The following is a 19,472-nucleotide window of genomic DNA, read 5'->3' as shown; positions in this document are numbered from 1 at the left end:
CCTGGTTCGGTGCCGGACACCTGCCGGTGTCCGGCACCGAACCATCCATAGTGCTCCCCCGTGCCGTGATGGTGCACGAGGGGCGCGCGCCCGCGCATTGCCGGTTCCCGGCAGCGTTCCATAATGTCTCGATGCCGGAGAGGCGCTAAGGAACCGTCACCGGCACGTCAAGACAACGGGGGACGGGACGGCGTGACGGAGCAGCATTCGATACCCGAGCACTATCTGGACGGCTACGCCGGCACGCTGGCCGAGGTCGCGGCCACCGGCCGCCGGCTGACCCGGGAGGAACTGGCCGCGCGCCGCGCCCTGGGCGAGCAGGCCGCCGAGTCCGGCCACGGGCTGCGCGCCCTGGTCGTCGCCCACCTGGCCGCCGCCCGCGCCGCCTGGCCCCGCACGCCCGGCTCGGCCGACAGCACGCTGGCCGCCGTGCAGCAGGCGGTCGACGCCTTCGCCGAGGGCTACGAACGCGCCCAGCGGCTCGCCGTGCGCCGCGAGGAGGCCGCGCGCCGGGAGTTCATCGACGACCTGCTCTACGGCCGCAGCGACCTGGGCCGCCTCGCCGAGCGCGCCGAACGGTTCGGCCTGCGGATGTCCCGCGCCCACGCGGTCGCCGTCGCCGAGGGCCCGGTGCCGTACGCCGAGGGCGATCCGGTGACCCGGCAGGTGGAACGGGCGGTCCTGACCCGCTTCGACGCCCGCAGCATCCTGCTCACCACCAAGAACGGCCGGCTGCTGTGCGTCGCGCCCGGCGACGAGGACGACGTCCTCACCCACTTCGCCAAGCAGGTGTACGCGGCGGCCGAGGGCTGCCGGGTCGCGGTCGGCCGCGCGCAGCACGGTCCCGGCGGGGTCGTGCAGTCGTACGAAGAGGCCCTCGCCACACTGGAGATGGCCGGGCGGCTCGACCTGAACGAACCGCTGCTGCGCGCCGCCGACCTGCTGGTGTACCCGGTGCTCGCCCGCGACCGGCAGGCGATGGCCGACCTGGTCTCGCACACCCTCGGTCCGCTCACGGCGGCCCGCGGCGGGCCACAGCCCCTGCTGGACACACTCACCGCGTACTTCGACTCCGGCTGCGTGGCCGCCGAGGCCGCCCGCCGGCTGTCGCTCAGCGTGCGCGCCCTGACCTACCGCCTGGAGCGCATCCACAAGCTGACCGGCACCGACCCGGCCGACCCGGCCCACCGCTACCCGCTGCAGACGGCGGTGATCGGCGCCCGCCTGCTGGACTGGCCCGCGAAGCCGCTCTGAGCAGTCCTTGCAGAGCAGTCCTTACGAAGGAGTGACGTACCGCCCGTCGCACCCGGTCGCGGGCGGGTCGCGGACCTAGCGTGACCGTATGCGTGTACTGGTCACCGGCGGTGCCGGGTTCATCGGGTCCCATGTCGTCGACGCGCTGCGGGCGCGCGGGCACGAGCCGGTCGTCTACGACGTCCGGGACGATCCGGCCGCCGACGTGCGCAACCCTGCGGCCGTCGCCCGCGCCCTGTCCGGCGTGGACGCGGTCTGCCACCAGGCGGCCATGGTGGGCCTCGGCAACGGCGTCGCGGACGCGGCCGAGTACGTCTCCCGCAACGACCTGGGCACCGCCGTCCTGCTCGCCGCGATGGCCGAGGCGGGCGTACGTCGACTCGTCCTGGCCGGGTCGATGGTGGTCTACGGCGAGGGCCGCTACGACTGCCCCGTGCACGGTGTCGTACGCCCCGGCCCCCGCACCGCCGCCGACCTGACCGCGGGCCGCTTCGACCCGCCCTGCCCCCACTGCGGCGCGCAGCTGTCCCCCGGCCTGGTCACCGAGGACGCCCCACCCGACCCGCGCAACGTGTACGCGGCCACCAAGCTCGCCCAGGAACACCTGTCCGCCGCCTGGGCCCGCTGCACGGACGGCACGGCGATCTCCCTCCGCTACCACAACGTCTACGGCCCCCGCATGCCCCGGAACACCCCGTACGCCGGGGTCGCCTCCTTCTTCCGCTCGGCCCTGGAACGCGGCGAGCCCCCGCGCGTGTTCGAGGACGGCCGCCAGCGCCGGGACTTCGTGCACGTCCGGGACGTGGCCGCCGCCAACGTCACCGCACTGGAGTCCGAGCCGCGCCCCGGAACACTCACCGCGTACAACACCGGCAGCGGCGCCCCCCACACGGTCGGCGACCTGGCCCACGCCCTGTCCACCGCCTGCGCCGGCCCCGACCCCCTGATCACCGGCGAGTACCGGCTGGGCGACGTACGCCACATCACGGCGGACTCGTCCCGCCTGCGAGCGGAACTGGGCTGGAAGCCGGAGGTGACCTTCGAGGAGGGGATGCGGGAGTTCGCGCGGGCGCGGTGAGCCGTCACGGCACGGTCGGCCAGTCCAGAACGGTCAGCTCAGGCCACTGCTGCCGCCAGCGGGCCGACTTGCTCTTGTAGATGTCCCGCGGAGCGAGCACCGGATTGGGCCGTACAACAAGGTTGAACACGTCGGAGAGCCCGGCCTGGTCGCTCCTGGCCGCGACCGAACGGCACACCGGCGAGTCACTCATCGGCTCACCCTTGTTCGAGTCGGCACTGACCGCGGCACGCATGGCCGAGCCCTACCCCGAACTGCTCGCGGCGAGTTCGCATCTGCTGGCGATCGGCCGCCGACCGGGGTGACTCCCGTCGACGTCCACAGCCTGTGGACGGGGAGCCCGGGTCACCACCCGGTCGGCAGCAAGTGAGTCAACCGCCCCAACAACCCCAAGAATTAACCGAACTCCCGTACAACCCTGGCCTTTCGCTGACGGTCTCCCCATCGCGCCGCCGGGCGCCCGGGATCCGCCCCGACCGTGGGAGACAACACCTTGCGCAAGCGCACCTGCCTGCTGACCGCCACCCTGCTCGCCTCCGGCCTGACCCCGGTGGCCCTGGCCGCCCCCGCCTCGGCCGCCCCCTCCGGGCTCCAGGGCGACTTCAACGGGGACGGCTACCGGGACACGGCCGTCGCCGCCCCGTTCGCCGCCGTCGGCGGCAAGGCCCAGGCCGGCCAGGTCGCCGTGGTCTACGGCACGGCGAGCGGGCTGAACCCGGCCAAGCACCAGCTGATCAGCCAGAACACCGCCGGCATTCCCGGCGACGCGGAGAAGTACGACCAGTTCGGCGACCAGATCGCCACCGCCGACCTCAACCGCGATGGCTACAGCGACCTCGTCGTCGGGGCACAGCACGAGAATGCCGGCAGCGCCCAGGAAGCGGGCACGGTCGTCATCGTCTGGGGCTCCAGGAGCGGCCTGTCCGGCGGTACGACGGTGAAGAACCCGCAGACTCTGTACGGCAGTTACTTCGGGCTGAGCATCGCGGCGGCCGACTTCACCGGCGACGGCAAGCCCGACCTGGCGATCTCCGCGCAGAGCGACACCCAGAACCCCAGCAGCTGGCGGGTCCGGCTGATCCGGGGCCCGTTCACCAAGTCCGGCTCGGCGGGCCGGGTCTCCTCCTACTCCCCTGGCATCGACAGGCCGGCCCTCACCGCCGGCCGGGTGAGCGGCGACACCAAGGCCGACCTGGTCGTCACCGGGCAGAAGCCGAACGGCGACCACCTCGCCACGGCCGTCTACTACAAGGGCACCGCCGACGGCATCAGCAAGGCGGCGAGCCTGCGCACCGCCGAGACGGCCGCGATCGGCGACCTGAACAAGGACGGCTTCGGCGACATCGTCCTCGGCAACCCGGAGGACCCGGCCACCGACCCCTCGGCCTCCACCGGCGGCAAGATCCACGTCATCTACGGCACCTCGTCCGGCCCGAGCGCCACCCGCCGGGTCTCGCTCACGCAGAACACCTCGGGCGTCCCGGACTCCTCGGAAGAGGTCGACCGCTTCGGCCAGGCGCTGGCGATCGGCGACTTCGACAAGGACGGCTACGGGGACCTGGCGGTCGGCGCGCCGGGCGAGACCTTCGGGGACGACTCCGACTACCGCTCCTCCGCCGGAGCGATCACCCTGCTCCGGGGCTCGGCCTCCGGCCTCAGCACGACCCGCCCGGTGTTCCTCACGCAGGACAGCCCCGGTGTGCCGGGCACGCTGGAGGCGGGCGACAACTTCGGCGACACCCTCCTCGCCTCCGACGTGAACCGTGACGGCCACGCCGACCTGACGGCCGCCGCCGTCGGCGAGAACGACCCCGAGGGCGCGGTCTGGTTCCTGCCCGGTGCCTCGTCCACGCTCTACTCGACGACCGCGTCCACGACCTTCGGTCCGACCGCGCTGGACATGCCGGCCCGCACGTACACCGACTTCGGGGCCGACTTCGCAGGCTAGGTGTCGTCTACGCCTTCGCCGCCGGCAACGTCACCTCGAAGCGGCAGCCGCCCGGGATGTTGCGGACGGTCGTGCGCCCCTGGTGCGCCTCGACGATGCCCCGGACGATCGCCAGGCCGAGCCCCGCTCCCGCCGGCGGTGTGCGCGCGTCCGTGCCGCGCCAGCCGGTGTCGAAGACGCGGGGCAGGTCCTCCTCGGGGATGCCGCCGCAGCCGTCCGTCACCGACAGCACCACGCCGTCGGGGGCACGCTCGGCGGCGATCGCGACCGTGCCGTCGGCAGGGGTGCGGCGGATGGCGTTCACCAGCAGGTTGGCGAGGACCCGGCTCATCTCCTTGCCGTCCACCTCCACCGGCAGCGGCTCCACCCCGTCGCCCACGAGCCGTACGCCGTACTCGCGGGCGAGCGGGCCGACCCCCGCGAGGGCGTCGCCGACCAGGTCGTACAGCGAGATCCGGGCCGGGCTCAGGGGCAGCGTGCCGGCGTGGATGCGGGAGAGTTCGAAGAGGTCGCCGACCATGTCGTTGAGGCGTTCCACCTCGGTGCGGATCTGCTTGAGATAGCGGTCGGGGTCGGCGGCCACCCCGTCCTCCAGGGCCTCCGACATGGCGCGCAGCCCGGCGAGCGGGGTGCGCAGATCGTGCGAGATCCACGCGACGAGTTCCCGCCGGGAGGTCTCCAGGGCCCGCTCGCGTTCCCGGGACGCGGCGAGCCGGGCGCTGGTGGCGGCCAACTCGCGGCTGAGCGCGTCCAGTTCGGCGGTGGCCGGGACCTCGGGCGCGGCGAAGGCGCCGCCGTCACCGAAGTTCCGTGCGGCGTCGGCGAGTTCGCGGCTGCGGGCGACGACCCAGCGGCCCAGCAGCAGTGCGGTGACCAGGGAGACCACGGCCGCCATGGCCACGACCGTGGTGACGACCCGCAGGTCGTGCGAGGACAGGAACATCGCCTGGGCCACCGCCATCGTCCCGGCGAGCATGGCGACCACCCCGACGGCGGCCACCACGGCGAGCGAGGTGGTGAGGGAACGCCGGCGGATCAGCCGCAGCACGGCCGCTCCGACGAGGCCGGTGGCGGCGGCGCCGAGGAAGGCGTAGAGGGCGATGAGCAGGGCGTCACGCATGTCACTCGCCCTCCGTTCCGGCTCCGGGTCCGGTTCCGGCTCCGGTGGGGTCGAAGCGGTACCCCACGCCCCACACCGTCTGGATGAGGCGGGGGCGGGCGGGGTCGTCCTCGACCTTGCCGCGCAGCCGGCGGACATGGACCGTGACGGTCGACAGGTCACCGAAGTCCCAGCCCCACACCTCCCGCATCAGCTCCTCCCGGCCGAACGCCCGCCCCGGATGCCGCAGGAAGAAGGCGAGCAGATCGAATTCCCGGAGGGTGAGGGCCAGATCGGTGCCGTTCTTGGTGGCGCGGCGGGCGGCCGGGTCCACGGTCAGACCGGCCGCGCCCAGCGGGCCGCGCGGCACGGCGGGCCGGGCGCGGCGCAGCACCGACTCCACCCGCAGCACCAGCTCGCGCGGGCTGAACGGCTTGGTCACGTAGTCGTCGGCGCCGACCTCCAGGCCGAGGATGCGGTCGTCCTCGTCGCCGCGTGCGGTGAGCATGACGACCGGCACCGGACCGTGCTCGCGCAGCCGCCGGCACACCTCCAGGCCGTCCATCCCGGGCAGCATCAGGTCCAGCACCACGAGGTCCGGCCGGTGCGCGGCGGCCCGGGCTAGGGCGGCCGGGCCGTCGGCGGCTCGGTCGACGGCGTATCCGGCCCGGTCCAGGTATCCGGCGACGACTTCGGCGACTGTCGGGTCGTCGTCCACGACGAGGATCCGACCCAGGGAACCGGGTCGCGGCCCGGCGTCCGGTGATGCGTACGGCTGCTGCATGTCTCCACCCTGGCACCGAGCCGCCCGGGAGGCTCGGCCGCGGCTCCGACGTCCGCGTTTCGTAAGGAGGTGATGCCCCCTTTGCCCCGGTTCGGCTTCGTAGGGTGAACGCCGTGACGAGCACCTACCCTCCCCCTCACGACCCCCCGTACGAGCCTCCCCCTTACGACGTGGATGTCGTGCTGCCCTGCCTGAACGAGGCCGAGGCACTGCCGTGGGTCCTCGCCCGCGTCCCGGCCGGCTGGCGCGCCCTCGTCGTCGACAACGGCTCCACCGACGGCTCCGCGGACCTGGCCCGTGGCCTCGGCGCGACCGTCGTGCGCGAGGAGCGGCGCGGCTTCGGCGCCGCCTGCCACGCCGGACTGCTGGCCGCCACCGCCGACGTGGTGTGCTTCTGCGACTGCGACGCCTCCCTCGACCCCGCGCAGCTGGTCCCGTTCGTCCGCGAGGTCCGGGCCGGCGAGGCCGATCTGGTGCTCGGCCGGCGCCGCCCGCAGACCCGGGGTGCCTGGCCGGCCCACGCCCGCGTGGGCAACCTCGCGGTGGCTCACCTCCTGCGCCGCCGCACGGGCCTGCGCCTGCACGACCTCGGGCCCCTGCGCGCGGCCCGCCGCGACCAGCTTCTCGCCTTGGCCCTGACCGACCGCCGCAGCGGCTATCCCCTGCAGATGGTGGTCCGCGCGGCCGACGCGGGCTGGCACATCACCGAACACGACGTCCCGTACCTCCCGCGCACCGGCGCCTCGAAGGTCACGGGGACCTGGCGGGGGACGTGGCAGGCGGTACGGGACATGAGCAAGGTCCTGAACGAGCCGCCCGTTGTCCGCGCCTAGACGCTCGTTGTCCGTAGCTGCGGGCAGTCGTGCCGCTTGGGGCGGCACGGGTGGGCGCAGCGGCACCCCGCCAGCGCCGGGCCGCGCGTCCCACCCCCGCCCAGCCCCCACCCCGGTCAGCAGCCAAGGAAGGCCCACATGATCACCCTCCTCGTCATCGCCAAGGAGCCGCTGCCCGGCCGGGTCAAGACGCGGCTCACTCCCCCCTTCTCCCCCGAGCAGGCCGCCATCCTCGCCGAAGCCTCGCTCTCCGACACCCTGCGGGCCGTGGCCGAAACCCCGGCCACGCGCAGAGTGCTCGTGCTCGACGGCCGGCCAGGCCCGTGGCTGCCCCCAGGCTTCGACGTCGTCCCCCAGTGCACCGGCGGACTCGACGCCCGCCTCGCCGACGCCTTCGCCCACTGCGCCGGCCCCGCCCTGCTGATCGGCATGGACACCCCGCAGGTCACCCCGGAGCTGCTCACCGTGGACTTCGCGGGCTGCGACGCGTACTTCGGCCCGGCCGAGGACGGCGGGTTCTGGGCGCTGGGCCTGGCCCGCCCGGAGCCCGCGCTGCTGCGGGGCGTGCCGATGTCCACGCCGGAGACCGGGGCCGTGCAGCGGGAGCGGCTGGTCGCCGCCGGGCTGCGGGTACGGGACCTGCCCCGGCTGCGGGACGTCGACACCGCCGCCGACGCCCGCGCCGTCGCCGCCCTCGCCCCGCACGGCACCTTCGCCGCCCGGCTGGCGGACTGCACGGCGGCCGGTGCCCGATGACCCCCGCATCCGGCCCGATGCCGGCCATGTACGCACGGCGCCCCGCAGCCGCCGACGGCGAACGCGCCCCACTGGGGCCACCCGCACCCGACGACGAAAGCCGCACGGGTGGTGCGGGTGGGAACGAAATCACCGCCGACGGCGCAGCCGAGGCGGTATGGGCGGCCTCGGACCCGTACACCACAGCCCTCCGCACCGGCCGAGGCCCGCTGTACCTGCGCCGTACAGACGGCTGGCTCCTGCCGCTGGAGGTGGAGCGCTGGTGCGCCGACGCGGACACGGTGGACTCTGCGGTGCTGGACCGCTGCGAGGGCGCCGTCCTGGACGTCGGCTGCGGCCCGGGCCGGCTGGTGGCCGAGTTGGCAGCCCGGGGCCGTACCGTCCTCGGCGTCGACGTCAGCGAGGCGGCCGTCACCCGCACCATCACGGTCGGAGGCCAGGCCCTGCGCCGCTCGGTGTTCGATCCGCTGCCCGGCGAGGGCCGCTGGGGCACCGTCCTGCTCATGGACGGCAACATCGGCATCGGCGGCGACCCGCGCGCCCTGCTGCACCGGATGAGCCAACTCCTCGCCCCCGGAGGCCTGTTGATCGCAGAGACGGCGCAACTGGACCTGGACGAGCGCGCCCGGGTGCAGGTCGTCGACGTCGCCCAGGGGCGGGCACTCATGGGCGACCCGTTCCCGTGGGCGCGGATCGGCACCCCGGCCCTGCTCCAACTCGCCGACCGAGCCGCCGAGTGGCGCCCGGAGGCTCAGTGGACGGCCGGCGACCGCCGCTTCGTCGCCCTGCGCACCCGCACTGCGAGCAGCAGCGCCGAGCCGCCGAAGAGCAGAGCGGTGATCAGCAGCCAGCGGCCGAGGAAGACGTCCGCGGACTGACCGGTGGCCAGGCGGTAACGCCGGTCCACCAGGTTGAAGATCAGCGGGAACCACACGAGCAGCAGCAACCCCGACAGCGCGGCCGGCACCCGCACATACATCACCCACCCCCGCCGCCCGACCGCGTCGAGACCGTGCACGACCGCCCGGTCCGCCATCGAGTACAGCGGCACCAGCACGAGGTCGTGCAGCAGGGCAGCCCCCACGACCCACAGCGCCACTCCGAACCAGTCACCGGCGAGCAGCCGTACACCGGCGTACGCGGCAAGCGCGAACGAGCAGCAGAGCAGCAGGATCTGCAGCGGACTGCCCACGGGCAGGGGGCGCATCACAGGCAGGCGGCGCATCACGGACAGGCGGCGCATCACAGGTCTCCGAAGGTCAGCCGGGCCACCCACTTGGTGTTGAGCACGCCTGGTGCGGCGGGCACGATGACACGCGCCGGGTGGCCGTGGTCGGGGGACAGTTCCTCGCCGTTGACGTACAGGGCGAGCAGGGAGCGTGGGTCGGCCACCTGGTTGGCGCGCAGGGCCGCGCGGCGGAAGGCGCCGTGCCGCTGCAGGGACTCCACGAACACGTCCGGCGGGTCGCCCTCGTACCCGACGAGCGCCGCGAGGTCCCGCAGCCGCACCCCGCGCCACCACTGGTCGGCGGTGGACCAGCCCTCCACACAGGCGATCGGCAACGACGAGCTGTGCAGGGGCAGTTGGAGCAGCTGGGCGCGGCTGAGGCGCACGGTTCCGGTGCGGCCGGTGACGACGAGCCGCCACGCCTCCTCGCTGGTCTCCGTCGCGTCGATCCCGGCGTACGCGGCCGTCTTGTTGATCTGGAAGCCGTTCGGGCCGCCGGCCGGGTCGGCCCCGCCGTGCGGCGCGAGCAGGGCCGTACGCCGGAAGGGTCCGCCCAGGCTCTGCCCGACCGTGGTCAGGAACAGCAGCAGCGAGCCACCGCCGACCAGCCACAGCGCCCCGCGCCGGGACACGGTGGGCGGGTCGGGGTCCGGCGCGACCAGGTCGTCCGTGTCCTTCTCGTCCCCCTCCCGCGGCTCTCCCCGCAGTTCCCCGTGCAGCCGCCCCCGCACGGTCCGCACCGCGGCCGGCATCTTCAGCACCGCGTGCGCGACGAACGCGGCGAAGAACACCCACGCCCCGTAGAAGTGCAGCGGATAGAAGGAGCCGGGGAAGACGTAGTTCAGCTGGACGTTGAACATACCGGTCGTGAACTCGAACAGCCCGCCGCCGACCAGCAGGAGCAGCGAGATCCGCTCCAGCGCGTGTGCCACGGAGCGGGCCGGCGGCAGCGTGAACAGCTTCGGCACCACCGACCACAGCTTGGCCAGCAGGACCGGGATCAGGGTGATGCCGAGGGTGACGTGGAGGCCCTGGGTGAACCGGTACAGCCACACCGGGCCGGTCGGCCATGCGAAGAGGTAGAAGCCGAGGATCCCCTTGTCCGGGGTCGTGTCGTTCACCGGGTGCAGGTCCGGGTTGTAGGCCGCGTACGACACCAGGCCGGTCACGAACAGCACGGTGATGCCGACGAGCAGCACGAGACCGAGCACCGAGGTGAACCAGCGGCCGCGCAGCGGGCTGCGCCAGAAACCGGGGGCAGTGGGAAGTCGGGGAAGGTCGCGCATGCCCCGACCGTAAGCCGCGAAACGCCCGGGAAAGGGGGCGCGACCCATGACGAAACGCTGACGTCCGGCCCGTACGACGACCCGTGCAGGGCCGTGCGGCCTAACGTGCCGACGTGACCCGCTCCCGCCCCGACGTGCCGCGTTCCCGTTCCGGTGCGCCCTGCTCCCGTCCCGACGCGCGCCGCTCCCTCCGCCGTGATCTGTACGCCGCCGGGGCCGCCGCCCTGCTCGTGACGGCGGCCGTCCTGGTCGGCCGCCACCTCCAGGACACCTACCGCATCCTGTTCGTGCACTGGCCGCCCGTACTGGCCGAGTGGGACCCGCACGTGGGCCCCGGCACCCCGGCCGCCGTCCTCCTCGCCGCGGCCGGCGTGGCCTACGGCCCGTCCCTGGCCGCCCGTCTGCCGTGGCGTGCCCTGCTGGTGACGGCCTGGGGGTCGGCCATGGCCTGGATCGTCTCCCTCGCCCTGGTCGACGGCTGGCACCAGGGCATCGCGGTCCGCCTCACCACCCGCGAGGAGTACCTCCGGGTCATCGGCCGCTTCCACGACATCCCGGCCACCCTGCGGGACTTCACCCACCACATCGTCAGCGGCACCCCCGCCCCCTGGCCGGCCCATGTCGCCGGTCACCCGCCGGGCGCGACGCTCACCTTCGTCCTCCTCGACCGGATCGGGCTGCGGGGCGGCGGCTGGGCCGGGATGTGGTGCGTGACCCTCGGCTCGACGGCCTGCGTGGCGGTCCTGGTCGCCGTGCGCGCCCTGGCGGACGAGACCCTGGCCCGACGGGCGGCCCCCTTCCTGGTCCTGGCCCCGGCGGCGGTCTGGCTGGGCACCTCCGCCGACGCCTACTTCGCGGCGGTCGCCGCCTGGTCCGTGGCCCTGCTCGCCCTCGCGGTCACGCACCGCTCCCTGCCCTGGGCTGCGGCCTCCGGCCTGCTCCTCGGCCTGACCTGCTACCTGTCGTACGGCCTCACGCTCTTCGCCCTCGTCGCGGCGGCGGCCCTGCTGCTGGGCCGGAACGGGGTGCGCGAGCGCCCGGCGCTCCTCCTGGCCCTCCTCGCCGGACTCGCCGTCGTACCGCTGGCGTTCACACTCGCGGGCTTCAACTGGTGGACCGCGTACCACCTGTTGGTGACCCGCTACTACCAGGGCGTCGGCGGCAAGCGCCCCTACGGCTACTGGGTGTGGGCCAACCTGGCCTGCACGGCCTTGATCACGGGCCTGGCGACGGCGGCGGGCCTGCGCCGCACGGCCACGACCCTCACCCACCGCACCGACCCCGCCGCCGTCCGCCTGGCGCTCCTCGTCTCCACCGCCTTCCTCGCCCTCCTCGTCGCCGACCTGTCCGGGATGAGCAAGGCCGAGACCGAACGCATCTGGCTGCCGTTCGCGATGTGGCTGCTGCCGGCGTGCGCGTACCTCCCCCACCCCCGGGCCTGGCTCACCGCACAGGTGGTGCTCGCGCTGCTCCTCAACCACCTGCTGCTGACGGGTTGGTGAGTCTGCCGGCGGACGGCCGATGACCCGTCCGGAAAGTACTTGCATTGATGGAAAGTACTGTCCATGCTGATAACAGTCAGAGGCGGCCCGACCAGCCACCCCTTCCGACAGCAGAGGAACACACATGGACACGACGGGGGACCCCATGGACGCACGACAGGCGGAGGCCGCACTCGACAGCGCTCGCGCCGCCCAGGCCGCCGCACGCACCGCCAGTGACCGGCGGACCAGGCCCCGCGGTTACGCCGTCGGCCAGGCCCTGACGTTCGCGGCCGGCTTCACGGCACTGGGCCTCTCCGCCGGCCGGTCGGGGTGGGCGGCGTGGCTGCTGGCCGGCGGGCTGGTGAGCCTGGCCGCGTTCTTCGTCCTGGTGTGGCTCGGCGCGCACCACGGCGGAGTCACGCGCTGGTTCGACCGGCGCCGCGAGCCCGGACGGCCCGCCTGGCGGACCTTGCTGCTTCCCCTCGCCGCCATCGCCGTAAGCCTGCTGGCCGCCATCCCGTACGGCACGACGGGCTCGCTGGTGGCCTTCGGTCTCGCGGGCGGCCTGGAACACCTGCTGCGGGCCTCCGGGGTGGGTACGGCATGACGGGCGCTTCTCAGCCCCCCGCCCTTGACCGGGAACTCCACCACCCCACCCGGCTGGCCCTCGCCGCCTACCTCTCCGCGTGCGGGGAGGCGGAGTTCGCCGTGCTGCGGGACTACTGCCAGGTGTCCGACTCGACGCTGAGCAAAACGCTCTCCGCCCTGGAGAAGACGGGCTACGTCAGCATCCGCAAGGGCTACCTGGGCAAGCGCCCGCGCACCTGGGCCGCCCTCACGTTCACCGGCCGGCGCGCGCTGGCGGGCCACCTGACGGCGCTCGAGGAGATCGCGTCGGCGGCCCGCAGGGCGGGAGCGGGGTCCGAGGGGGACCGGTCGGAGCCCGAAGAGGACTAGTACTCCTCGTCGGCCTCCTCCTACTCCTCGTCGGCCTCCTGCCCCTCCTCCTACTCCTCGTCGACCTCCTCCGTCCCCCGGGTCCGGCCCGGCTCGGGCAGCTCGTGCAGTTCGGAACGCACGAGCAGGACGTCGCCGATGAAGAGGTCGTAGATCAGGATGCCGATGGTCCCGCCGATCAGCGGCCCGACGATCGGGATCCACCAGTAGTCGCTGTACGCGCCGGTCACGCTGCCCGGGAAGGCGAAGCTCTGCCACCCCGCCGCATAGGTGAGCAGCCGCGGTCCGAAGTCACGGGCCGGGTTGATGGCGTACCCCGCGTTGGCGCCGAAGGACATGCCGATGGCGGCGACGACGAAGCCCACGATCAGCGGCCCGAGGTTGGCCTTCACGGCCTGATTGCGCAGGTCGACGATGGCGGCGATCAGCATGAGCAGGAAGGCCGTACCGACGATCTGGTCGATCAACGGCCCCCAGATGCCGCCGTGGAAGTACGCCGCCGGGAAGGTCGCGAAGATGGAGAACGTGATGTTGGTATGCCCGTCGATCTTCTCCACCTTCGGATCCGTGACGGCGTTGTCGAAGGCGGTGATCGCGTTGTGGTAGACGAGGTACACCAGCGCCGCCCCCGCGAACGCGCCGGTCAGCTGCGAGAACCAGAACGGCAGGACCTTGGCCCAGGAGAACCCGCGGCGCACGGCCATCGCCAGCGTCACCGCCGGGTTCAGGTGGGCACCGCTGACACCTCCGGCGACGTAGACACCGAAGACAACGGCGAACGCCCAGCCGAACGTGATCAGCAGCCAGTCGCCGGCCGCGAGGAAGATCGTCGTGGGGGTCGCCGCACGGCCCGAACCGGGCAGTGCGGCCACCGCCATCGCGACCACGCCGCAGCCGAAGGAGATGAGGACGAAGGTCCCGAGGAATTCCGCCATGCACTCGCCCAGCAGGCCACCCCGGCGACTGAGCCGGGAGGTCTTGATGAGCGGGGGGATTTCGACAGCCATTGAGGCCCCCTCGAAGAGAGCGATACGGCCCGACACGACCATATTGGCCCACAAATGCTCTTCACGCAGGGCGACGCGATCTCCGGGCCGCGGGGTCAGCTGTCGAGATCGTCGGCGTAGTGCCGGAACCCGTGCCGCTCCCGATGCATGGTCCAGAGGGTCTCCGCGAGCACGGCCGGATCCTTGCGCACATGCCCGGGCGTGATGGCCCCGGGGATCACCAGCTGGGCGACATGGATCCCCTCAGGGGCGAGCCGGTCGTGCAGCAGATGCCCGTACGCGCTCTCCGCGGCGAACGCGATCGACGTGCCCGCCCGCTCGGGATGCGGCACGGCGGCCGTCCCCCCGTTCACGAACAGGATGGTCCCCCGCCCGAGCGCCCGCATACCCGGCAGCACCTGCTGCACGGCGGCGACCGGCCCGTACACCGAGAACTCGATCGGCCCGAGCAGATCCCGGTGCCGGGTCTCCAGCACGGGCCGCATGAAGTCCCGGTGCGGGACCGGGCTGTACTGCAACACCTCGACGGTCCCGAGCACAGCGGCGGCGTCCTTCAGGGCCGCCACCAACTGCTCCGGCCGGCGCACATCGGCAGGGAACCCACGCGCGGCGACACCCTCGTCGGCAAGCTCGCCCACCAAGACCTGCAGCCGCTCCCGGTCCCGTGCGACCAGGGCGACGTCGTACCCCTCCCGCCCGAACCGACGCGCGACGGCGGCGCCCAGCCCGGGTCCGGCGCCGACGATGGCAATGGTGCTCATGGGCAAATCCTTGCCCTTACGACGGCACACCACCACCCGCGCCCGGGCAGGAGGCCGGTGACCCGGTCGCCTCAGCCCTCGGCGGTACCAGCGGCGGCGGACTCCACCACCCCGCCCTGCTGCTGCCCCTGCCGGACCCGCTCCACCTGCACGGCGGTGACGGCCCGCACGGCGAACGCACCGGCCACGGCGGCCCCGATGACGGCGGCGTCGGACACGAGCAGCGGCCACACCTCGCTGTAAGCCCGCGCGATGATCTCGTCGGTGGAATCGCGGTAGACGATGCCCGCCCCGCCGAGCATCCCGACCAGCCAGAGCCCCCACCACACATTCACGGAGACGGGCAGCTTCCGCCCCGGAGCGGTGGTCCGAAAGGCGTCGGCGACGATCCCACGCGGGAACCACAGATTGACGACGGGCACGATCCACCCCAAGTAGACCCAGATCCCGGCGTACTTCGGCGCCTGCCCCGTGAGGGCACGCGCGTTGTCCCGCACCCGCCACATCCAGGAGAGGAAGAGGAGCGCGCAGAGGAAGGCGGCGCCGCCCCCGAGGCTGGTGACGAGGTGGTAGGAGTCCTCCAGCCCGTTGAGCGCCCGGTGCACCCCGTTCCCCTGGTCCGGCGGCCCCGAGGCAGGCTCCCCGGCCATGGCCAGCCGCACTTCCCACACGGCCCGCACGACCCACGCGAGCCCCGCGAGCAGCAAGGCCCCGGCCGTCAGTTGCCCGGACACCTTGATGGGCCTCAGGCCGAGGGAGCGGGAGCGCTCGGCAGGCTCCACTATCTGTTCGTTCACCGCATCATCCTGACCCACGCCGACACAGACTTGCCAGGGACACGCCAGCCGCGCGGACGATCAGCGAATGCCCTCGTCCATGAGCACGTAGAGCAGCCCGACGAGCGACCCACTGCTCACGATCTCCCGCCGGTCGATCATCGCCCGCACCTCACCGAGCGGAACCCACTCGATCCGATCCGACTCGTTCTTCTCGACGGGCGGCCCGACGTACGAAGCCCCCTCCGCACGAAACACATGATGCCGAGAGTCGGTGATCCCATTCGCCGGCTCGGCGTAGAGGAGAGGCTTCAGCGGCCCGGGACGCCAGCCGGTCTCCTCCAGCACCTCACGCGCCGCCGTCTCCTCCGGCGTCTCCCCCTCCTCGATCAGACCCATGGGGAGTTCCCAGGCCCACGAGTCCGTGATGAACCGGTGCCGCCACATCATGAGGATCTCGCGCCGCTCGTTGACGACGGCCCCCACCGCCAGGTGCCGCAGCCGCACCACGTGGTACTCCCACCGCAGCCCATCAGGCTGCTGCACGTCCACCAGGCACAGATTCACCCACGGATTCGAGTAGATCCGCCGCTCCCCAAAGGTCTTCCACTCCATCGACACACCCTTTCCGCCGGCTGCCTGCAGCCTCGCAGAGAGGGCCACGAGGACACGCCCTTCCACATCCCGTGCGGATGAAACAGCGCAGATCGGCAGTACCGGTACGAACCCGATGGGTACGGTGTCCGCCTTTGTAGCCGGCGGCCAAGGAACGCCTGCACAGGGACTTGTACGGCGACGCCGATGAACCTACGGGGCCGCTGGAGTGAGAGCGACCTCCCAGAAGCAGCGGCGAGGTGCGTCGGGCCGCCCCGAGAAGTGCCCCTGGAGCACCATGACTCCCTGCGAGACACGACATCTCGGCCATGGAGCGGATAGTCAAGGTACGGAGCGTACATGTATGCGGCCGACAGCGGCATCAGCGGGACCACGGCTGACGCACTGATGTACTTCTGGTTCTTCCTGGTCGCCCTGTCCGTTGTGTACGTCGCGTTCGACGCGTTCACGAAGAACCCCGAACTCACCGTGATGAAGTGGGGCTGGGTCCTGGTGACCCTCTATCTCGGCCCCGTCGGCGCCGCGATCTATGTGCTCTCGTGCAAGGAACCCCGGCCGGGAGCCCACGAGCGGTTCGTGGCACCGCTGTGGAAGCAGGCTGTCGGATCCACCATCCACTGTGTGGCCGGTGATGCCACCGGGATCATGATCGCGGCGGTGATCGCGTCGGTGATCGGTCTTCCGCCCTGGGGCGACAGCCTGATCGAATACGTCGTGGGTTTCGGCTTCGGGCTGCTCGTTTTCCAGGCCTTGTTCATGCGCGACATGCTCGGCGGAAACTACCTCCGAGCCGTGCGTTCCACGGTGTTCGCGGAGTGGCTGTCGATGAACTGCGTGATGGGCGCCATGGTGGCCGTGCTCGTCATCATCCGGAGTCACGTGCCGGGCACCGACGACGCTGCCGGTGTCCGCTTCTGGGCCACGTTCTCCCTCGCCGTCCTGGCCGGTCTCGCTTTCGCCTATCCCGTGAACGTCTGGCTGGTGGCCAACCACTTGAAACACGGAATGGGGACGGTACGGGTACTGGGAGAGGGCGGCGAAGCGGTCCACATGGCGACGGCGGCGACAACCTCGGCCGGTACCGGAATGGCCATGCCGCAAACCGAGGTGACCCGAGAGCAGAAGGCCGCCATGGCGACACTGACCGTCGTCTTCCTTGCCTCTGGTGTGCTCTTGGCCGCGATCTTCGGACGCCTCGGCTGACGCCGACGCGACTGGACCGCGGCACACGAGCCTTCGCGACCTTCCTCCGAGAGTTCGGGAGACTTCCGGCCCGCAATCACGGCATGGCCGTGGCGGGCGCGAGGTCAGCGGACGTCGACGAAGTCGCCGCCCGCGACGGCGGACGCGGTGGTCGGCGTGCCCGCGAACCTGTAGCGCCAGTCGCCGTCCACGGATGCCTTCACGGTGGTCTTCAGGTTGCCGGAACCGTCCGTTGTCACCGTCTTCACGGTCGCGTACGCAGATGCCCCCTTCTTGCGGAACTGGAGCAGCACCTTCTGACCGGCGTACCCGTGATAGCCGCCGAGCGTCTCCCAGTCGGCGCGAGAGAGCTTTCCGGTGACGGTGAGCGTTTTGCCCTTGGTGACCGGCTCGGGAGACGCGTTGACCGTCACGGAGGCGTCACGCAGCACAGCGGCCGACTTGGCGGCATGCAGATCGGTGTGTCCCGCGCCGTTCGCGGCCTCGGCCCAGGCGGCCACCTTCCACGTGCCGGCAAGGGAGTTGCGTCCCAGGGTCCAGCGCGGCTCGATGTAGGCGAATGTCGCCTTGCAAGTGGATGTGGTCGCGTTCACCTTGGTGCAGGTCGCCGGGAAGCTGTCGTAGAGCACGGCGTCCGGGGCGTCGTACGAGCCGCGGTAGAGGTACATGTCGCCGCTCGCGATCCCCGACGGGTCGGTGGCGGTGAACTTCGCCTTGAATTCCTGCAGCGGTGCGTCGGTCAGCTCGACCGGCTTGCCGCCGTTCACCACGATGTTGGAGATGCGGGTGGCGCCCACCGTCTCGTCATCCTGCGCGGCCGGACCCGCGAACGCCCGCTCAAGGGTTCGGCGGAGGCTGCCGCCCTGGTCGTCGACGGCGGTGACACGCAGCGAGACGAAGGACGCGGTGGCGGGCACGTCGAGCGTCGCCGCGCCGTCCGTGACGGGCAGGTCGGTCCAGGAGGCCCCGTCGTCCGTGGAGTACGCGAGAGAGGTGACCCTGGTGTTCGCCTGTGCAGCCTCCGTGTTGCGCGTGGTGGCGGTCGCGTCGATCCGGACCGCTCCGGCGCCGGCGCGGTTGGACGCGTCGAGGCCGGAGACCTTCACGCGGGCGTCGATCAGCGGGAGTTCCTCCCTCCCTGCGTAGGCCGAGCGGAACGTCCACTCGTTGCGCACCTCGGTGGACAACCGGGAGTACGGGACCCGGCGGGTGACGGTCTGGTCCAGGGTGTACGTCCGCGTGGCCGACGGCAGGCTCGACGAGACCAGGGGTTGGTACGGGTCGAGGCCCGTGGCCTGGGCATAGGTGACGCCCTCGGAAGCGAGCTTGTACGACGTCGTCGCGCGGCCGTCGATACCCGCGTACCCGGCGCTGTCGCCGAAGGCGTGGGGTTCGTACAGCCACATCTTGCCTGCCGAGCGTTCCGAGCCGCCCGATTCCCGGCGGACTGGCTGCAGTGGGGCCGCGCCGAGGGTCTGGCCGGTGCTGGCTCCGGCGGGCAGGGTGCGGTCGGGCAGGTTCAGCGTGTAGTCGCCGGTGCCGTAGTTCAGCTGTCTGCTGTAGGTGATACCGGGCGTGACGTACTCGGTGACGGACCCGCCCGCCGGTGCCGCGGAGCCGATGAGGACGCCCGACTCGTCAGGGAGAACGGGGGCGCTCTGCAGCGACGCGGTCGTCCGGGTGCCCGGCGCACGGACGTGCGTGACGGTTTTCGCCAGCGTGGACGTGGGGACGGTCACGACGGGTGAGGTGGGCACGGTGTTCGAGAAGCTGTGCGTCAGGTCGTACCGGTAGGGGCTCGGCGCGCTCGCCGAGGCGCCCTTCTTCCCGAGCACCTCATGGACGCGCAGCGTGACGCCCTTCACCGAGAACGGGGTGACGTACACCTTGTCCGCGCCCGAACCGGCGTAGCCGGCGAGACCGCCGGGGGTGTTGATCCACACGGCGGAGGAGTTCCGGGTGGCGGTGGTGTCGTCGGTCCGGATCGCGGTCTCCTTGGCCGCGCTCTGGTCGAAAGTGACGGTGGTGGAGGCCGAACCGACCTTGAAGGTGCGGCCCATGAGGTAGCTCGGCTCTCCCCAGTCGCTGTGCAGCGCCACCGAGAAGTAGTCACCCGGTGGCAGCTTCACGGTCGCCGAGCCGCCGGAGCCGTCGCTGTTGACGGCGTAGTAGGCCCAGGTCGTGCGGTCCCACACGTAGAAGAGCTTGGACCGGACGTCGGCGTGGGTGATGCTCAGTTTCACGGCGTACGTCGACGCGGCGGCGCTCAAGGGCGCGGCAGCACTCTTCACAGCCCGGGTGCCTGCCGCAAGCGGAAGCTTCGCGGCCGGCGTGGTCGTGGACTGTGCGACCGGCCGAATGGACAGAATCCCCGTCACAGCGTCGAAGCCATACCGGGCTGCG

The 19,472-nt window shown here is 72.1% G+C and carries 18 protein-coding genes and 2 pseudogenes; 11 read left to right on the top strand and 9 right to left on the bottom strand.

Annotated elements, in window-relative coordinates:
* Positions 1–192: 192 nt before the first annotated feature.
* Both ACFYZZ_RS24185 and ACFYZZ_RS24180 read left to right on the top strand, forming a co-directional pair.
* Positions 193–1,254, top strand: coding sequence for a PucR family transcriptional regulator (locus tag ACFYZZ_RS24185; RefSeq protein ID WP_389179467.1), 1,062 nt, complete (start codon positions 193–195; stop codon positions 1,252–1,254).
* Positions 1,255–1,342: 88 nt separating this feature from the next.
* On the top strand, positions 1,343–2,332 hold the full coding sequence (locus tag ACFYZZ_RS24180; RefSeq protein WP_389179465.1) for an NAD-dependent epimerase/dehydratase family protein: 990 nt from the start codon (positions 1,343–1,345) through the stop codon (positions 2,330–2,332).
* 4 nt (positions 2,333–2,336) lie between these two features.
* Here the strand turns inward: ACFYZZ_RS24180 and ACFYZZ_RS24175 are convergent.
* Positions 2,337–2,474: pseudogene (locus tag ACFYZZ_RS24175) on the bottom strand (nucleotidyltransferase family protein); the annotation flags it as partial.
* Between ACFYZZ_RS24175 and ACFYZZ_RS24170 the strand changes: the two are divergent.
* Positions 2,467–2,637, top strand: a pseudogene (locus ACFYZZ_RS24170) (SAM-dependent methyltransferase); the annotation flags it as partial. The pseudogenes ACFYZZ_RS24175 and ACFYZZ_RS24170 overlap by 8 nt on opposite strands.
* 173 nt (positions 2,638–2,810) lie before the next feature.
* Positions 2,811–4,280: an FG-GAP-like repeat-containing protein gene (locus tag ACFYZZ_RS24165; RefSeq protein ID WP_389179462.1), complete on the top strand. Its 1,470-nt coding sequence runs from the start codon at positions 2,811–2,813 to the stop codon at positions 4,278–4,280.
* Positions 4,281–4,287: 7 nt separating this feature from the next.
* On the opposite strand, the gene ACFYZZ_RS24160 is transcribed toward ACFYZZ_RS24165, so the two are convergent.
* Together ACFYZZ_RS24160 and ACFYZZ_RS24155 are read right to left on the bottom strand one after the other, a co-directional pair.
* Positions 4,288–5,400, bottom strand: coding sequence for a sensor histidine kinase (locus tag ACFYZZ_RS24160; protein WP_389179459.1), 1,113 nt, complete (start codon positions 5,398–5,400; stop codon positions 4,288–4,290).
* 1 nt (position 5,401) lies between these two features.
* Positions 5,402–6,163: a response regulator transcription factor gene (locus ACFYZZ_RS24155; protein ID WP_389179456.1), complete on the bottom strand. Its 762-nt coding sequence runs from the start codon at positions 6,161–6,163 to the stop codon at positions 5,402–5,404.
* Positions 6,164–6,276: 113 nt separating this feature from the next.
* Between ACFYZZ_RS24155 and ACFYZZ_RS24150 the strand changes: the two genes are divergently transcribed.
* The 3 genes from ACFYZZ_RS24150 to ACFYZZ_RS24140 all read left to right on the top strand — a co-directional run bounded on the left by ACFYZZ_RS24150 (position 6,277) and on the right by ACFYZZ_RS24140 (position 8,630).
* A complete protein-coding gene (locus ACFYZZ_RS24150; protein ID WP_389179453.1) occupies positions 6,277–6,996 on the top strand; it encodes a glycosyltransferase family 2 protein in 720 nt (239 codons plus the stop codon).
* 138 nt (positions 6,997–7,134) lie between these two features.
* Positions 7,135–7,752 (top strand): DUF2064 domain-containing protein, encoded by a 618-nt coding sequence (locus ACFYZZ_RS24145; RefSeq protein WP_389179451.1) that lies wholly within the window; start codon positions 7,135–7,137, stop codon positions 7,750–7,752.
* Complete coding sequence (locus ACFYZZ_RS24140) at positions 7,749–8,630, top strand: class I SAM-dependent methyltransferase (protein WP_389179448.1); 882 nt, start codon at positions 7,749–7,751, stop codon at positions 8,628–8,630. The genes ACFYZZ_RS24145 and ACFYZZ_RS24140 overlap by 4 nt, the downstream gene beginning before the upstream one ends.
* 364 nt (positions 8,631–8,994) lie before the next feature.
* Here the strand turns inward: ACFYZZ_RS24140 and ACFYZZ_RS24135 are convergent, their stop codons facing one another.
* Entirely contained in the window at positions 8,995–10,266 is a 1,272-nt protein-coding gene (locus ACFYZZ_RS24135; protein WP_389179446.1) for a molybdopterin-dependent oxidoreductase, read from the bottom strand.
* Between the two features lie 134 nt (positions 10,267–10,400).
* Here ACFYZZ_RS24135 and ACFYZZ_RS24130 point away from each other — a divergent pair, with 134 nt between their 5' ends.
* The 3 genes from ACFYZZ_RS24130 to ACFYZZ_RS24120 all read left to right on the top strand — a co-directional run bounded on the left by ACFYZZ_RS24130 (position 10,401) and on the right by ACFYZZ_RS24120 (position 12,707).
* Positions 10,401–11,768, top strand: coding sequence for a hypothetical protein (locus ACFYZZ_RS24130; protein WP_389179795.1), 1,368 nt, complete (start codon positions 10,401–10,403; stop codon positions 11,766–11,768).
* 124 nt (positions 11,769–11,892) lie between these two features.
* Complete coding sequence (locus ACFYZZ_RS24125; RefSeq protein WP_389179443.1) at positions 11,893–12,357, top strand: hypothetical protein; 465 nt, start codon at positions 11,893–11,895, stop codon at positions 12,355–12,357.
* Positions 12,354–12,707 (top strand): transcriptional regulator, encoded by a 354-nt coding sequence (locus ACFYZZ_RS24120; protein ID WP_389179440.1) that lies wholly within the window; start codon positions 12,354–12,356, stop codon positions 12,705–12,707. The genes ACFYZZ_RS24125 and ACFYZZ_RS24120 overlap by 4 nt, the downstream gene beginning before the upstream one ends.
* A 50-nt stretch (positions 12,708–12,757) precedes the next feature.
* On the opposite strand, the gene ACFYZZ_RS24115 is transcribed toward ACFYZZ_RS24120, so the two are convergent.
* The 4 genes from ACFYZZ_RS24115 to ACFYZZ_RS24100 form a co-directional block, all read right to left on the bottom strand.
* Positions 12,758–13,714: an MIP/aquaporin family protein gene (locus ACFYZZ_RS24115; RefSeq protein ID WP_389179437.1), complete on the bottom strand. Its 957-nt coding sequence runs from the start codon at positions 13,712–13,714 to the stop codon at positions 12,758–12,760.
* 95 nt (positions 13,715–13,809) lie between these two features.
* Entirely contained in the window at positions 13,810–14,475 is a 666-nt protein-coding gene (locus tag ACFYZZ_RS24110) for an SDR family NAD(P)-dependent oxidoreductase (RefSeq protein ID WP_389179434.1), read from the bottom strand.
* Positions 14,476–14,546: 71 nt separating this feature from the next.
* Entirely contained in the window at positions 14,547–15,272 is a 726-nt protein-coding gene (locus tag ACFYZZ_RS24105; RefSeq protein ID WP_389179431.1) for a DUF4328 domain-containing protein, read from the bottom strand.
* A 60-nt stretch (positions 15,273–15,332) separates the two neighbouring features.
* Entirely contained in the window at positions 15,333–15,866 is a 534-nt protein-coding gene (locus tag ACFYZZ_RS24100; protein ID WP_389179429.1) for an NUDIX hydrolase, read from the bottom strand.
* A gap of 339 nt (positions 15,867–16,205) precedes the next feature.
* On the opposite strand from ACFYZZ_RS24100, the gene ACFYZZ_RS24095 reads away from it, so the two are divergent.
* Positions 16,206–17,069 carry a DUF4396 domain-containing protein gene (locus ACFYZZ_RS24095; RefSeq protein WP_389179426.1) on the top strand — a complete coding sequence of 288 codons (864 nt, stop codon included), beginning with the start codon at positions 16,206–16,208 and terminating at the stop codon, positions 17,067–17,069.
* A gap of 104 nt (positions 17,070–17,173) precedes the next feature.
* Here the strand turns inward: ACFYZZ_RS24095 and ACFYZZ_RS24090 are convergent, their stop codons facing one another.
* Entirely contained in the window at positions 17,174–19,339 is a 2,166-nt protein-coding gene (locus ACFYZZ_RS24090) for a hypothetical protein (RefSeq protein WP_389179423.1), read from the bottom strand.
* Positions 19,340–19,472: the final 133 nt, after the last annotated feature.

The organism is Streptomyces sp. NPDC001816 (genome assembly GCF_042892235.1).
Classification (GTDB): Bacteria; Actinomycetota; Actinomycetes; order Streptomycetales; family Streptomycetaceae; genus Streptomyces.
This window is presented reverse-complemented; position numbering and strand designations above follow the sequence as displayed.

Excerpts from the sequence above, each read along its gene's own strand:
- ACFYZZ_RS24160 (WP_389179459.1), bottom strand. The coding sequence starts at position 5,400 with ATGCGTGACGCCCTGCTCATCGCCCTCTACGCCTTCCTCGGCGCCGCC.
- ACFYZZ_RS24180 (WP_389179465.1), top strand. The coding sequence starts at position 1,343 with ATGCGTGTACTGGTCACCGGCGGTGCCGGGTTCATCGGGTCCCATGTC.
- ACFYZZ_RS24125 (WP_389179443.1), top strand. The coding sequence starts at position 11,893 with ATGGACACGACGGGGGACCCCATGGACGCACGACAGGCGGAGGCCGCA.
- ACFYZZ_RS24155 (WP_389179456.1), bottom strand. The coding sequence starts at position 6,163 with ATGCAGCAGCCGTACGCATCACCGGACGCCGGGCCGCGACCCGGTTCC.
- ACFYZZ_RS24110 (WP_389179434.1), bottom strand. The coding sequence starts at position 14,475 with ATGAGCACCATTGCCATCGTCGGCGCCGGACCCGGGCTGGGCGCCGCC.
- ACFYZZ_RS24145 (WP_389179451.1), top strand. The coding sequence starts at position 7,135 with ATGATCACCCTCCTCGTCATCGCCAAGGAGCCGCTGCCCGGCCGGGTC.
- ACFYZZ_RS24100 (WP_389179429.1), bottom strand. The coding sequence starts at position 15,866 with ATGGAGTGGAAGACCTTTGGGGAGCGGCGGATCTACTCGAATCCGTGG.
- ACFYZZ_RS24140 (WP_389179448.1), top strand. The coding sequence starts at position 7,749 with ATGACCCCCGCATCCGGCCCGATGCCGGCCATGTACGCACGGCGCCCC.
- ACFYZZ_RS24115 (WP_389179437.1), bottom strand. The coding sequence starts at position 13,714 with ATGGCTGTCGAAATCCCCCCGCTCATCAAGACCTCCCGGCTCAGTCGC.
- ACFYZZ_RS24135 (WP_389179446.1), bottom strand. The coding sequence starts at position 10,266 with ATGCGCGACCTTCCCCGACTTCCCACTGCCCCCGGTTTCTGGCGCAGC.
- ACFYZZ_RS24095 (WP_389179426.1), top strand. The coding sequence starts at position 16,206 with ATGTATGCGGCCGACAGCGGCATCAGCGGGACCACGGCTGACGCACTG.
- ACFYZZ_RS24120 (WP_389179440.1), top strand. The coding sequence starts at position 12,354 with ATGACGGGCGCTTCTCAGCCCCCCGCCCTTGACCGGGAACTCCACCAC.